Here is an 11,887-nt window from a genome sequence, read left to right as displayed (position 1 = left end):
ATTGTCGATGGTTCGAATGTCATTCGCGTTCCTGGGGCAAGCGGAATGGGACTTTGAGTTGGAGGAAGATGTCGATTTCGTCCCGTACGCTCAGCGGTGATCCTCCCGGGGAGAGGAGTCCGGTGCCATCGGCCTTGAAGATCATATGCAGCTCCCTGGCGCGCTTTGCCAGACGAATGTTGTGATTCCGGCTGCCGGTGCGCACAAGGAGCAATGTTGGCCATGATTCGGGCGTAGCAATGTAGAGATCAATGGGGATCTGTTTGGGACGTGCAGGAACATAGAAGCGCTTGATTCGTGGGCCATTGACCTCACATTTGATCATACCGTCGGCAGCAAGCTTCTCCAACCGCTGGTCAAGAAGGTTGATTGTCACAGGTTCTGCGAAAAGTGACATGTCGGTTGTCTCATGCAGTTGTGGTACCACCAGAATGTCGATGTCGTTCACGGAATCGCGTTGACGCCGCAACGAGCCGACGATTTCGTATTTGTGGCAGACATCCTTGATCCGGCTCAGGAAGTCGTGGGCGACGCGGGAGGCGTTGTGGTATGAGTACATAAGGTTGAGGATCGGGTTAAGGTTAAGGTTAAGGTTAAGGTTGAGATTCAGGAGCTTTCAGTTGATTTTGTGTAATACATATGTTATAATGCCGGTGCAAAAAGATCAGGAGCATGCCATGTTACGCACATCTGTACGACGAGTCGGGAACAGCCTGGGAATCACGCTGCCCCGGACAGTCGTGGACAACTACCATCTGAGCGAAGGCGACGAGCTGCATCTCATCGAGACCGATGAGGGAGTCATGCTCACACCGTACAATCCCAAGTTTCGTGCATGGGCCGAGGCATATGAGCGCACGAACAAGAAGTTCCGGAATACCCTCAGGGCGCTCGCCAAATAATGGCAACGAAGTTCATTCCCGACGAGTTGGTGACTGCGCTGCATGCCGACCTGATCCGGCGGTACGGCGGACGTCCGGGTCTCCGGGATCCGGCACTTCTCGCTTCTGCCCTTGCCCAACCGAAGATGACGTCGGGCAGGAGGTTCCTCCACAAGACACTCTTCGACAAAGCTGCCGGATATGGATTTCATCTCTGCAAGAACCACCCGTTCATTGACGGCAACAAGCGCGTGGCTCTCGTGGTGATGGATGTCTTTCTCCAGATGAACGGCCGGGAGATCGGCGCCACCGAAGAAGAGACGTATTCCATGATGATGTCTCTTGCCGACGGTACTCTCACCAAAGCACAACTTGCCAAGTGGCTCAAGGAGCAGTCCGAACGACTGTAAGGGCTCTTCAAGGACAATGAAGTCTGCCATTACAAGCGCAACCGTCGTTCCCAACCCGCCTTCTGTTGATTTCGCAAGCGCGCAGCAAAGAGCTTAGCTCACGGTGGATGACGGGAGCGGGAGAGGTCGCGTACGTAGTGACTCACCGAATCTTCCTCATCGGCACTGAGAAGCTGAACCCAAGGTGTTGTCCCGTCGCCGGTGCCGTGCAGGCAGGACCAAAGCCAACCGATTGGATTCTGGATGCGTTTCCGTTCGCTCGAACGGAGCATAAGCCGAACGGCCCGCAACACCAGTTCCGGGTAGTTGATGGTCTCATGATTCAGGTTGTACGCCTGATAGCACAACGTGAGCTTGTGCTGCTCGCTTCCCGAGAAGAAAATTTTCCTCAGTTCCTCAGGCGTTGGATGCCAGATGAATTTGTTCCTGCGGCCGTCGTTCCACGCCACAAGTTCGGAGAGGAGTTTTTGCCGGTAGAACTCAAACTGCTCCGAGGTCGGGACGATCAGGAAATCGGAGTCTTCGACAGCGGAGTTCTGATAACACGAGTTATCCACATATCCATCTGGCATGCATGCATGTATGCTATTCTGATCTTCTTCTCTTCTGTTCATTGTCTGTTCTGTATCTGGGCGAACAAAATCCGTTTTTGATAGAACAATGTCCGAAGTTTGTCCGGAGTCTGTCCGAACAGTGTTCGTACTGTGTTTGGACTCTTCGACTCCGCTCAGGGCAGGGTTTGTCCGAACGTTGTCCGTACCTTTCCCGACTTTGTCGGGACTCACGGACCGGCGTTGCAGACGGCGAGTATAGTCATCTGCACGTTGTTCGAACGAGGGACTGTAAAGGACGTTGTATTTCAACCACTTGGCAGAATCGAAGAGGCCGATCTTTGCCAGAACGTCGAGGACTTTGATGAGTTTGTGCGGAGAAGTGAAGAGATTCTTTGCGAGGAGTCGAACCGAGAGTTGAGGGATTCTCTTCAGGTCGAGTTCAGATGAAAAACAGTTTATCATTAATCTTTCAGAACTTTGCGTTAATGTTCCCGAAGTCTGCGTTAATGCGTCGAAGTTGGTGTCGGTTTCGCGCGAGATGCCGGTAACTTTCAGATGAAATGTGTCCGAGTGCTGGCCGATTTCTTCCAACAATCCCCAGTAGATGCCCAACCCTTCGGCGCCGAACTCGTCACCGAGGGTTTGGAGTTTGGGGTCGTGCTTGGCAGCGCATTCGTGGTGGAACCATTTCATGTTATGGTTACCTCTGCATATTCAGAACACGAAGTTTGCTTCGTACTTTTTCTTTGGAAGAAAAAGTACCAAAAAGAACATGTGAAATCGGAACGCAGCGATTGTTTCCCCCGCACATACCCTACGATTTCAGTTAAAAAGCAAAGCAACTGAAATCGTAAACCCACACAATCGCCCCTTTCGCACGCAGCCACCGATTTCACAAAACAATGCAACAGCGGTATGAGTACTGCTGAGTCCAGGCACCCCAAATTCCGCAACAGACCGACAATGGAATAGTACATCATCACTTTGAACCTTTAAGTCGGTAGTAACATTGCTCGACAGCATCGACGGCCCCGTTGTGCTCGAGAAGTTCGTAGTGTTTGTTGTAGAGATTGGAAACAAGGTCTGATGCTGTTTCCCGGAGCTTTGACCGTTTGAGCAGAGGCGCTTGTTTAACCATCTCTTCGATGAGATCGAGAACTGTGATGGCGTTGGTATCATCGAGCGAACGGATATCAAGCTCGGGATTTAAGACCCTGATCTTCTTTTCCGCCTGCGCGAAGATGGATTCGGCACGCTGGGGCGCAAGGTCAACGACCTGTTGCCGGAATGAGCGGAGAAGGCGCTCGAGAACACGGGTGAAATCTGTGGAATCAGTCTGCAAAGTCTGTTTGGTTTCTTTGATCTCCTCGGGAGACAGAACCTCTTGTTTTGGCGACTGTTCGTTTGCATGAGTTTCGCGTGACTGCGATTGGGATGGATCATCGTTGTCCGTTGATTCTTGTGAGTTGATTGGTTCATCGGTGTTGGCCTGAGAGGTTAAGGATAAGGATGAGGATGAGGATGAGGATGAGGATGAGGATGAGGATGAGGATGAGGATGAGGATGAGGATGAGGTTGAGGTTGAGTGTTCGGTGACGACGGGGGACGGGAGACCGGAGACTGGAACCTGTTGATCGCTGATTGATGGTGGTGGCTGGTCTGACGTGCCGAGGATTTCGTGGATGAGGGCCTCAACAGCTTCGGCAGGATTTTCCTGTAGTGCACCTGTAGTTTGTGCCATGTGGCCGCCTGAGAATTCATGTTCGGTGTGCGGATTCTTCTGAGACCTCCTTCTCCTCTTTTGCTTACTTGCCGGAGCCACAATAAGGGACCGGCCGCTGAATTTGTGTGATTGGATTTCCTCGTTCTTGAGGAGATCGTAGACAAGGAGTCGTCCGTGTGACATGCCCGCTTTGAACGCCGGCAATCTCCCGGGCGCATGGATGTCATACAGCTCGATGGCGGGCAGCATGTCAGAGAAATCATTCCGCTCGATAATGCCCTGCGTGCACCCCGTGGATTTGACCAAGGCGAGAATCTGCGGCTTCGAGAGTGTATCCACATGAACCTTCAGACAGGGCTCGGAATGGAACGTGGCAATAAACCGTCTGACGGTCTCACTGTCGCACGTAAAGAGCGAGACACAACTCTCCTTGTGATGGTCACGAAATGTTGACGTGACAACCTGCTGGTCGATGAAAAAGCGAAGGTCTTTGTTCATGCGCGCACAATGGGTGATTGCACGACCATTGAGAAACAACAGGTCGTAGTGTTTAGGATCGCGATTGTACGTGACAACAATGAACCCGGAATGCTCCGCCGATTGCGATTCCGCAACAAGCAAGGGATTGAGATATTGTCCGGGGATGTTACCGATGATTTGCGTAGCGCCATTGATCACGTGATGATTAGTCGAGAGTCATAGACGGCGATTAGTTATGTTCTTTTTCTTTGGAAGAAAAAGAACCAAAAAGAACTTCCGGAAATCGTAACGCTGCAGCCGGGATCGAACAAGCTGATCAAGTACGGAATTTCGGCTTGCGCGTGAGACTCCCCGTAAAGCGACCGAAATTCCAAAGCTCGTTTGGATTGCCGACCCACCCGCCAACGATTTCCGGGACACTGATTAACATCGCAGCTTGGCTTCCAGCCGGTCTCGCGAGACATCGTGATACTTTGATGGACAGTGCCTCCTCCTCCTTTCTTTCCGAGAAAGAAAGGAGGTAAAGAAATCCTTCCGGAATTGAAACGCGGCGATGGCACCCAACCGCTTGCCGCATGATTTCGGTGCAAGTCGGAAATCTCGTACTCCGAAATCATAAACCCTCACCATCGCTTCCACCGCACACAGCCGCCGATTTCGCAATGCGTGGTTTTTGGTCAGACCTGTGCTATTCAGTCTCTGCACCTGCTTGCCGTGTCCTGGTCATTGAGATGGATTTCTCAACGTTTAAAACCTGTCGTTTTGCTCTGACAAGGGCATTGAAGTCCGCTTTGCCCTCTTCGAAGAGTAATTGTGTGTACTTGAGGCTTTGCTGCAAAAGGCTCAACTCCTCAAGCCTGAAATCCAGTTCTTTCTGCAACGCTGCACGATGGCGAAGCAGCCGGTGTTTGTCTGTATCGAGTTTCTGCTCCAACTCCCTCTTCTTGATCCGGAGCCTGTCGAGGACAAGGAGTGCTTGCTCGTGTTGTTTCGAATTCCAGATATCACTCAACGAGAGTGAAAGGGTGAGCCGGTACGAATCCTTTGGCAGCTTGTAGGGCGTAAAGGTTGTCGGATCGACGAAGGCAAGTTGCTGGACACCGAAGTTCGCAGAGACCCGAATATCGGGGATGAGTCTGTGCCAGAAGTCGGTCGCGGCTGCCTCGAGTTCCGCTTGTGCGATTTCAATGTCAAGTAGTTGAAGGGTGAGAGAGTCTGTGCGCGAAACTGAAAAGACAATGTCTTTCCCCTGCTCCACCCTGCTGAGTGAATCTGTGATCGGTTTCGCATCCAATTGCACATTGCCTGATTCAGTTCGTGACGATTGTTGCACAGACGTATTGCCAGTTGTCCATTTCTTTACGAAAGAAATGGACGAAAGTCCCGCGGAGCGGGATCCCGTACGACAGAATTCTTGATAGATACCGGAAAACGTGTCCCGAAATCGTAATGCTTTCCCTGGTAATACGCCGACGGATGAAGAAGGGAAATTTCGGCTTTCTATAGTGATGCCGGGTTGAAGCGACCGAAATTTCAAATCACGTCTGGAATCCCTCCGCTCATCCGGGGAGAGATAGCCTTGTTGGCCGACGATTTCGGGACTATGGAATGTTGTTGCTTTGATCTGTGGATAACTATGACGATCGACGATCAGTTGCTCAGGGTCCGCCCCCAACTCATCCTGGAAGTCGGGGACGGTTTGTCCAACGGCGCATTGGTCCGGGAGGACGAATACCAGAACAATGGCAACCCACCTGCCCGCCTTGCTCCTGCAACATCCGGCGAGCACGTTGAACCCCTGAGCGTATGTCATAGTCCACGCCCTGAGGTAATCTCACGGAGAATCGAGCCATCGGCCTGACCAAGTGTGCGAACGCTACGCCAGGTACTGTCCGGGTATTCCGTGCGTGTCAGAAGGCTGCCATCGACGAGTCCGCTACTGCGTGCGGTTTGAATGAGTGCGCCGGTGCCATCCCTTCGTTCGGAGACAATGGAGCCGTCGGCGCCAAACCGACGCGTGACTGTCACGGCACCCGTTACGGCATTCACGGTCCGAGTCACAACCGGGAGCCGGAAGGTGTAGGTTTCCAGAAGTCCATTGCGGAGAACACGTGTAACAATCGTGTCAGCAATCGTGTAGACCTCGGTGAGATTGGATTGCGACGGGATGTCGTTCTGGAAATTCTCGAACGTGATGAAGCGCTTGGTTTCCGTGACGATCCGGCCGCCGTTTCCGCCGTGCGACTTCCGCACGGTAATCAGCAGGAGTCCTTTGGGGTACGCGTGACGTTCGGTGACGACTGCGCCAAACCCGTCCGCGGTGATTTGTCCGTACACATAGACGCTGTCGCCTGAAGCCTTTGACAACAACACTTTGCGTTCACGCGGTGGCAACTTCGGACTCCGCGGCGGGACTGCCTGCGCCCATTCGGCAATGGAATGAATCTCATCAAGTGCATTGATGAGAAAATCCTCGCCGGTCGATTCAAATGAACCGGGATTCAGCGCGGTGGTCGGCTCCACGGGCTGCGATTTGAAGCAGCCGTAGATTACGGCAGCAACAGCCAGCGTGAAAACCGGTATGAGCGGGCTCTTCCTGACGAAGGAAAGAAGGGGCCGCAAGGGTTGTGGGGTGTGCATGGTGTACCTCCTGTTTGGATTGTGGATCGTTGAGTGAATTATGAAAGCAACTACTACGTTTAGCGAGAAAGAGAACATCTGCGGTCAACTTAGTGGTGTGTTCTTTCTTTGACGGGAGCAAAGAAAGAACCAAAGAAACTCCCTTCGAAATCGGAACGCACGATTCACTCGCCAGCCCAGAGGCCGCCAATTTCGGTGCGTGCGGTTTTGTGGAACGTTCCGACGAAGAGTATTTGCACCGAAATTGAAACGCTTCGAGTGAATCTTTCCTGCGCGATGGCGGCCGATTTCGAAAATCTGGACTGCTCTCGACGGGCAGTGAGTCGACGGTTCTAGAAATGGAAGATGCGGACGGTAGTTTCATAGCGTGAGTTTTCGATTTCCAAGATTGCGATGTAGAGGCCACTTTCCGCGAAGACGCCGGCGGCAGTGTCGCCAAGCCAGGTGTGTCCGTGCGAACCTTTAGTTTCATAGATGTTCCGCGCTAACGTGTTGACGAGAACCAGTTGTCCGGTTGCATCACGCCTGGCAATGTAGATGCTGACGGTTGCGGGCTTCGCCAGGGTGTAGCGGATCTCCGTGTTCGTACGGAAGGAGTCGAAGGCACTGGGCGCACAGCGCAGGCTGCTGACGAGGAGGTCTGTTTGTGAAGGAAGGGAACACGAACTGAGAAGAACTGCAATCGCGAACAAAGAACCCTGAGCCCGGATTGCTGCAAAGGCGGGGCTCGGTTCTTGTTCGTACTTTCTCTTCAAAGAGAAAGTACCAAAGAGAACCTGCGAAATCGTAGCGCACGATTCAATCGCCAACGCCTTGGCCATCAATTTCGGTGCGGAAGCAGTAGATAATATTCGACAGGATTTTTGAAATGCACCGAAATTGAACCCCTTCGATTGAATCTTTCCGTTCCACACTGCCGACGATTTCGCACATCGCGGATTCATTGATAATTCTCCTCCTCGAGTTGGGCGAGGTTGTGGAGGAGTTGGGAGGCGTCGCCCGGGTCGCGATGGAGGTGCAGGAACGTGTGGTGCAGCGTTCTCGGGTTGACCTGCACACGGACGGCATATGACAACTCGATCATCAATGAATGCAGGGTTCGTGCTGCGACCGGTTTGCCAGTGTCGGGCTCAACGAAGATGATATCGGATTTTGAGTCACGGTGTCTGAGGTAGTGATAGAACTTCGTCAGGACTATGCCTTCGAGTCTCAGAGAACATTCTTCCGAGACGGCAAGCAGGACCGAACGGCCCTCCTTTTTCATTGCCGAGAGTTTCAGTCCGGGCACATGATACTGCCGGATGCCATAGATGAGCATCAGCAACAGGATGAGTTCGTCCCGCCGGTACCGGAGGGCTCCCCCATTGCCCTCCGACGCCGATCGACGTTGAAGATACAGGGCCATGCTGATAATCGAGGAGAGTGTGAGCCGGTCGCTCAATGCCTCTTCCAGCAGTGCCCCTTCAAAGGGATTCGAGGCGATTGTTCCGTTCTCCAGGTGAAAGCGGAAGAACTTCTTCAGCGCGGCCCTTGTCCGCCGAACGGTTGAAGCTGAAGCGTCTTCGAGTGTAAGTTGCCTGAGAAAAAGGTTGATATCCGAAGACTGAAGATCGACAAGCTCTCTGCGTCCACGCAGAGCGGTGAAGTCCATGAACCGCCGGATGTCTGCACCATAAGCACGGACGGTATTGGCGGATGCCGTATTTGCCTGAAGGGATTCGAGGAACATCACAAGGAGCTGATCGTCGCAGATAACCGCGTCCCTCCCGCCCGCCTCATGGGTTGCATCTTGGCAGACGGGCGCTTCGCTTCCCGAAATGGATCCTTCGAGCGGGAGGACATGTGCGGTGGCTGCACTGTCGTGTACGTCTTCGGATTTGATAACTGGATTATGCAAAATGGTTTTCACGCAGCTCTCGAAAAATATTTCCTTATAGGGGGCGGAAATGGGTATCATTTGCTGATAACCGGATTGTGACAAATGGGGTTATTGATAACAAGCTGTGCGCCGCTTTCTTTGCTCGTCCAAAGAAAGCGGCGGGAAAGAAACGACGCCGAAATCGAAAGGCACGATTCAATCGCCAGTGCTTTCGCCGCCAATTTCGGTGCGCAAAAGAGTGTCCGAAATTCTGACTGACTGCATCTGCACCGAAATTGAAACCCTTCGATTGAATCTTCCCGCCGCACCCCGCCGTCGATTTCGAAGGGCAAGGAGTGAGGTGCGGTCGTTTCTCTTTGTTCACCGCTCGACCAGCTCTGCGAGGTCGTAGGCCGGTCCATGGAGAGTCGTCGCCCATCGGTTTCACAAGTGAATAGTAAACACATCCCGACAAGTCGGGGCAGGCTACCATCGCCGCCATCCCACCAAGCCACGGATTTCGGAGAACCGTGGTATAGAATGGTTGACCTCACCAAGGGAGCCCAAGACAGCAGAGGGAATATGTGCTCAGTGAAATTTGGATTGTCCGTTACCTGGATGATCACGCAAGAATCCTTTGATGAGAAAATTTATTTTGACCAGTGTTACGGGGGACAATTTAGGGCACTTGATGGGGCAAACAAGTGGGCAGATTTGCCCACTTGTTTTTTAAGTCAGAAGTCTTACTTGTCACCCATGGAAACATCTGACGAAGGTTGTGGATAACGGAGTCTGCAAGTATGTCGTTCCTCCTGCACTTATGCTTGATACTTTCGTGCAGTGGTACCTAGAAGAATTCTATTTCCTGCTGGTATAGCGATGAATCGATCTTCTCGATATACCAAGCAGATAGGAGGTGGTGAGTTTCTTGCCTTTGTTTTGTCGTACTGCGTCTGCAACAAGTAATGACTCAATTCGAGCAACCATCGCCTTCACATCGAATCCTCTTCCCCCTTCGATCATGATTTGCGCTTCCGTCATTGCTTGTTGTTTTGACTCGTCTAAGAGATCTTCCGGCTTTTCAATGATTAATCGTCGAATGAACGCTTTCAACTCAAGAATATTGCGTTCCCAATGGTGATGGAGTAACAGTGATCTCAGTTCCTTCGTCGGGTTCCCGTACGAACCAACACCGCGAAATACTCTCCCTTTCTCTTCGCCAGAAAGCGCTGCGATGAAGTGCCTGGTAAGCAGCAGAATATCCCCCTTGCGTTTTGACAGAGGAGGAAGTGTAATACTACGACATTGTATCAATGCTTTTGCGAGTCGATGATCGAGCGTTGTTGTCAATTGGAGTGAGACCGGGTGAGAATCAAGAATCAGGATGACGCGTGCAGCGATTGGCACATAGCTGCGGGACCGGAAGTTCCAAGCCATTCCTGTATTGAGGGCATTGAGGAGCAAGTCTTTGAACCCATCGCACCCTTTGAGAGGATTCTTGATGACAACCATTCTTCGACGATGTAGCGGACTACGTCTTTCAGAAGACGGATCGCCAAACAGCAGGTTGAGTTGGTCACGATCATCCAGAAGGGTGCAATCAACGGTGACGAGTTTGTCGCGTGCGAAAGGACTCTGCGCATGAATATGTTCAGCGACGAGGGATTTGCCGGTGCCATGCTCGCCGACAATGACCAGAGGCTCGCCTGAAGCTGCGAGGTGTGGTATCCGCTTTCTGACATGTCGAAGAGACGGGTGCTCTCCGATGAGGGGTTCGGGCATGGAGAATGAGTGTCAGTTCCCCCATGCTTACTCCCCTGAATGCGTTATTGTTGATGAACAGTTGATACGCACAGGCAGCGTGTGCGCAGGTATAGATGTGAATCAGTTCGGTTGTGATTTGGCGAATAAGAGCAACTGATCTTTTGACGTGACAGGCTTCTGATGACCGGGCATATTGTCCAGTACTGCACGAAGTGTCCCGGCGATGAGTTGCTTTTCTTCGTCGTTCAGCATTTGTACACGGGTAAAGAGTCGTTGGAGTTCAAGGTCATCGACTGAGTGTCCGGTTTGCGGATTCGTGAGGTCGGCAATGTGCGTTCCGAGTGCATCGGCAACGGCTTTGAGGGAGAGGATGGTCAATCCATGATACGAGCCGCACTCAATGCGGGAAATCTGCGACGGGTAGGTATGTGCCCGCGCGGCGAGGTCCTCCTGCGTGATGTTGCGGTGAAACATCCGGACGTGGCGAATGCGTGCACCAAGTTTCTGCAGAAAGGAGAAGTCCAGTGGTTTTGTGCGTCAAGCTTTCATACGTCCTCCGGTTGCAAGAAGCGACTTCTTGCGACCAATCGCCATACCCTCTTGTGAAAATTCTTTGTTCCTCAGGAGCATTGAGGAGCGACAAAGATACAACAGCACATACGGCTTTGCCTATGCGCGGGCGCATGAGCGAGGAGGGGTGAGGGGTGAGGGGGGTGACGGGGTCAGGATGAGGTTAAGATTGAGGATAAGATTGAGGTTAAGGTTGAGACGGAAGACTGGGGACGGAAGACTGGAGTGGAAATTCCAAACTCCAAAAAACAAATTCCAAAATGGTGAAAGACCGGAGGGGACCGGGTGTGTCAGGAATCGCTTTGCGCATTCATAGCTACGAGCCGCTCCGCGAGCTTTTCGAATACCTCCTCAAGGGCGTCCGTGTCCTTGACACGTCCGCTGGTGCTGCCAAGAAGCCAGACCTCTGAAGCACCAATCAGGAAGTCCTGTTTGTCTCTTTGCCGGTTGGCCGACGGGTAGAAGGGCTTCAGACATTTCTCGAATATCCAAGCTGGTGACAAAGGCAACGTTTTCGGCCGGTACTTTTCAATTTGACCGAAGCCAAAGCATTCCGGTTCTTTTCGCTGCCCAGTTTTTGTTTGATTTCAGTTACAGACCTAGCATTCGCTGCTCTGTGAAACACCTGCTGGAACAGCGGACACGGGGATTGACTCACGAAAATAAGCCGAGCATCGGGAGTGCGCTTGTGCTGAACAAGAAAATCGTGTAGAACCTTTTCGCGAAGGAGTGCATTCACCGTCCAAGTGGCAACATCAGGCCCTACATATTTGAGATTGTAGTGGGTGACCTTGTAGTCCTTTGTAGTCACGAGATCGTTTACGTACACCAACTGTTCTTTAAGGATAATCTTCTCCTTGGCGAGTCCTTCGGGGATGTCAATAACATCCGCTTCGGGATGGACGCTCAAACTCTCGTCGAAGAACGCATCCGCCAGCTTCGTTGCGGTGAACCAAAGCTGAAATTCTATTCCGGCGATTGTGCCGGATCCTCCGCGGTTTGGCATG

Annotated in this window: 12 protein-coding genes; 2 read left to right on the top strand and 10 right to left on the bottom strand. The window is 52.2% G+C overall.

Annotated elements, in window-relative coordinates; all coding sequences use genetic code 11:
- Window positions 1-19 precede the first annotated feature (19 nt).
- A complete protein-coding gene (locus KF749_10035; protein ID MBX2991493.1) occupies window positions 20-559 on the bottom strand; it encodes a hypothetical protein in 540 nt (179 codons plus the stop codon).
- 118 nt (window positions 560-677) lie between these two features.
- Between KF749_10035 and KF749_10030 the strand changes: the two genes are divergently transcribed.
- Both KF749_10030 and KF749_10025 read left to right on the top strand, forming a co-directional pair.
- Complete coding sequence (locus KF749_10030) at window positions 678-902, top strand: AbrB/MazE/SpoVT family DNA-binding domain-containing protein (protein ID MBX2991492.1); 225 nt, start codon at window positions 678-680, stop codon at window positions 900-902.
- Window positions 902-1,291, top strand: a complete 390-nt coding sequence (locus tag KF749_10025; GenBank protein ID MBX2991491.1) for a type II toxin-antitoxin system death-on-curing family toxin — start codon at window positions 902-904, stop codon at window positions 1,289-1,291. The genes KF749_10030 and KF749_10025 overlap by 1 nt, the downstream gene beginning before the upstream one ends.
- A gap of 98 nt (window positions 1,292-1,389) precedes the next feature.
- On the opposite strand, the gene KF749_10020 is transcribed toward KF749_10025, so the two are convergent.
- The 9 genes from KF749_10020 to KF749_09980 all read right to left on the bottom strand — a co-directional run bounded on the left by KF749_10020 (window position 1,390) and on the right by KF749_09980 (window position 11,886).
- Window positions 1,390-2,538, bottom strand: coding sequence for a DUF4373 domain-containing protein (locus KF749_10020; GenBank protein MBX2991490.1), 1,149 nt, complete (start codon window positions 2,536-2,538; stop codon window positions 1,390-1,392).
- A gap of 286 nt (window positions 2,539-2,824) precedes the next feature.
- Window positions 2,825-4,246, bottom strand: a complete 1,422-nt coding sequence (locus tag KF749_10015; protein ID MBX2991489.1) for a hypothetical protein — start codon at window positions 4,244-4,246, stop codon at window positions 2,825-2,827.
- Between the two features lie 490 nt (window positions 4,247-4,736).
- Complete coding sequence (locus tag KF749_10010) at window positions 4,737-5,861, bottom strand: TolC family protein (protein ID MBX2991488.1); 1,125 nt, start codon at window positions 5,859-5,861, stop codon at window positions 4,737-4,739.
- The gene (locus KF749_10005; GenBank protein ID MBX2991487.1) at window positions 5,858-6,688 is read right to left on the bottom strand and encodes a hypothetical protein; all 831 of its coding nucleotides are present in this window, start codon (window positions 6,686-6,688) and stop codon (window positions 5,858-5,860) included. The genes KF749_10010 and KF749_10005 overlap by 4 nt, the downstream gene beginning before the upstream one ends.
- Window positions 6,689-7,020: 332 nt before the next feature.
- Window positions 7,021-7,632 carry a hypothetical protein gene (locus tag KF749_10000; protein MBX2991486.1) on the bottom strand — a complete coding sequence of 204 codons (612 nt, stop codon included), beginning with the start codon at window positions 7,630-7,632 and terminating at the stop codon, window positions 7,021-7,023.
- The gene (locus KF749_09995; protein ID MBX2991485.1) at window positions 7,629-8,597 is read right to left on the bottom strand and encodes a site-specific integrase; all 969 of its coding nucleotides are present in this window, start codon (window positions 8,595-8,597) and stop codon (window positions 7,629-7,631) included. The genes KF749_10000 and KF749_09995 overlap by 4 nt, the downstream gene beginning before the upstream one ends.
- Before the next feature lie 807 nt (window positions 8,598-9,404).
- Window positions 9,405-10,328, bottom strand: coding sequence for a sigma 54-interacting transcriptional regulator (locus tag KF749_09990; GenBank protein ID MBX2991484.1), 924 nt, complete (start codon window positions 10,326-10,328; stop codon window positions 9,405-9,407).
- A 102-nt stretch (window positions 10,329-10,430) separates the two neighbouring features.
- A complete protein-coding gene (locus KF749_09985; protein MBX2991483.1) occupies window positions 10,431-10,784 on the bottom strand; it encodes a helix-turn-helix transcriptional regulator in 354 nt (117 codons plus the stop codon).
- Window positions 10,785-11,349: 565 nt separating this feature from the next.
- Window positions 11,350-11,886, bottom strand: coding sequence for a hypothetical protein (locus KF749_09980; protein ID MBX2991482.1), 537 nt, complete (start codon window positions 11,884-11,886; stop codon window positions 11,350-11,352).
- Between the last annotated feature and the right edge of the window lies 1 nt (window position 11,887).

Source organism: Bacteroidota bacterium (assembly GCA_019637975.1).
GTDB lineage: Bacteria > Bacteroidota > Ignavibacteria > UBA10030 > UBA6906 > CAADGV01.
This window is presented reverse-complemented; position numbering and strand designations above follow the sequence as displayed.

Coding starts and splice junctions, on each gene's coding strand:
- KF749_10010 (MBX2991488.1), bottom strand. CDS start 5,861: ATGACATACGCTCAGGGGTTCAACGTGCTCGCCGGATGTTGCAGGAGC.
- KF749_10030 (MBX2991492.1), top strand. CDS start 678: ATGTTACGCACATCTGTACGACGAGTCGGGAACAGCCTGGGAATCACG.
- KF749_10020 (MBX2991490.1), bottom strand. CDS start 2,538: ATGAAATGGTTCCACCACGAATGCGCTGCCAAGCACGACCCCAAACTC.
- KF749_10005 (MBX2991487.1), bottom strand. CDS start 6,688: ATGCACACCCCACAACCCTTGCGGCCCCTTCTTTCCTTCGTCAGGAAG.
- KF749_10025 (MBX2991491.1), top strand. CDS start 902: ATGGCAACGAAGTTCATTCCCGACGAGTTGGTGACTGCGCTGCATGCC.
- KF749_10000 (MBX2991486.1), bottom strand. CDS start 7,632: ATGAATCCGCGATGTGCGAAATCGTCGGCAGTGTGGAACGGAAAGATT.
- KF749_10035 (MBX2991493.1), bottom strand. CDS start 559: ATGTACTCATACCACAACGCCTCCCGCGTCGCCCACGACTTCCTGAGC.
- KF749_09985 (MBX2991483.1), bottom strand. CDS start 10,784: ATGTTTCACCGCAACATCACGCAGGAGGACCTCGCCGCGCGGGCACAT.
- KF749_09980 (MBX2991482.1), bottom strand. CDS start 11,886: ATGCCAAACCGCGGAGGATCCGGCACAATCGCCGGAATAGAATTTCAG.
- KF749_09990 (MBX2991484.1), bottom strand. CDS start 10,328: ATGCCCGAACCCCTCATCGGAGAGCACCCGTCTCTTCGACATGTCAGA.